Source organism: Ideonella azotifigens, from assembly GCF_006519715.1.
Classification (GTDB): Bacteria; Pseudomonadota; Gammaproteobacteria; order Burkholderiales; family Burkholderiaceae_C; genus Ideonella; species Ideonella azotifigens.
Map to the genome: position 1 here is coordinate 1 of NZ_VIDT01001004.1, position 1,507 is coordinate 1,507.

Genomic DNA, 1,507 nt, shown 5'->3' on the forward strand with positions numbered 1-1,507 from the left:
CGCGGAGCAGGTGGACGCCAGCCAAGCCGCTGGCCTGCGCCAGGCGGCTTCAACGCTTCCGCCTTCCGTGCTGGCAGCGGTGGACCGGTACATCGCCGGCAATGCGCTGGACGCCACGCAGGAGCGCAGCGCACGCGACCGGGCCTGGCAGCGCTGAGACAGGCGTCAGTTCAGCAGTTCGATGTGCCCGCGCACCGGCTCCCAGCCGTCTGCACGCGTGGCCACGCCCATGGTCGACCGGTCGTTGAAATTCAGCGCCATCGTCAGCGTGTAGCCGGCGGGCGAAGGCAGCGAAACCAGCTGGACTTCTTCGGCCAGCTCGAAGCAGCTGTAGGGCATGCGCAGGGAGGCCGGGTGGCCCGACAGGCCGAAGGTGCCGTCCTCGTGGAAACGGATTTCCTGGGACTCGCCCCGGATCGGGCCTTCGAGCCAGCGCAGCTTCAGCGTCCGGCCCTGCATGGCATCGGGCACGGCAGCACGGGTGACGGGGCGTTCGGCGAGGAGATTGGACATGGGATGACAGCGTCGGAAAGTGCGTTCTTGGATTGCCGTGCAGTAGACCGTCGGGCCCGCAAACAGCCCGTGAGTGAACGCCGCATGGCGCTGTAGGCGCAGGCCGACAAGCGCCGTGCCAACCGAAGTCAGCAAGTGCTGTTAACTTCCTGGCTTGCTGACCGTTCTGAAGCCCTCTCCCGAAGCCCCACCAAGCTGACATGAGCATCCGCACCCGTCTCCTGTTGCTGGTCTTCGCCGTCTGGCTGCCGGCCGTCATCGGCTTTGGCCTGCTGGCGCGCACCACCTACCAGCGCGAGGAAGACAGCGCGCGCATGAACGTGCAGAACATCGGGCAAAGCCTGAATTTCGTTGCCGAGCGGGAGCTGGACAAGCGCGCGGTCATGGCCCGCACGCTGGCGGGCTCCAGCGCGCTGCACGACGGTGACCTGCGCCGCTTCCGCGAAGAGGCCGCGGTGGCCGTCGAGGGCAGCGGCAACTGGGCCTTCCTGGTCGACCGCGAACGCGTGCTGCTGAACACCTTGCTGCCCGAGCTGGACCTGACGCCGCGCCCGCGGCCACCCGGCGCGCACTTCGTCACCGGCGAGCCGGAAGTATTCTTCGCCCAGCAGGCGCCATTGCTGAAGAAGCCGGTGCTGGGCGTGTTCGCGGCGCAGCGCGGCGTGCAGCCGCCGCAGTACAACGTCGGCGTGTCCTTCGAGCCGAGCGTGATGCAGGCCATCCTCGACGAGCACCGGTACCCCGAAGGCAGCGTCGCCTCCATCATCGACCAGGACCAGCACGTGATCGCCCGCAGCCGCGATCCGGAAAAGTGGCTGGGCCGGCAGGCCACCGGCGACATCCAGCGCCGTGCCCAGGCCGGCGAAGACGGCTTTGCCGAATCGACCACGCTGGACGGCGTGCCATCGCTGAGCTACCTCAGCAAGCCCAGCCGCTACCGCTGGGCGGTGATCATTGCGCTGCCGCGCACCGCGCTGACCCGGGCGGCACAGCG

General features: G+C 68.5%; 2 protein-coding genes. One reads left to right on the plus strand and one right to left on the minus strand.

Annotated elements, in window-relative coordinates:
* Positions 1–165: 165 nt before the first annotated feature.
* Positions 166–513, minus strand: a complete 348-nt coding sequence (locus FKP22_RS30095; RefSeq protein WP_141291884.1) for a hypothetical protein — start codon at positions 511–513, stop codon at positions 166–168.
* A 200-nt stretch (positions 514–713) separates the two neighbouring features.
* On the opposite strand from FKP22_RS30095, the gene FKP22_RS30100 reads away from it, so the two are divergent.
* The coding region (locus FKP22_RS30100) for a hypothetical protein (RefSeq protein WP_141291885.1) at positions 714–1,507 on the plus strand (794 nt) is incomplete at its 3' end.

Excerpts from the sequence above, each read along its gene's own strand:
- FKP22_RS30095 (WP_141291884.1), bottom strand. The coding sequence starts at position 513 with ATGTCCAATCTCCTCGCCGAACGCCCCGTCACCCGTGCTGCCGTGCCC.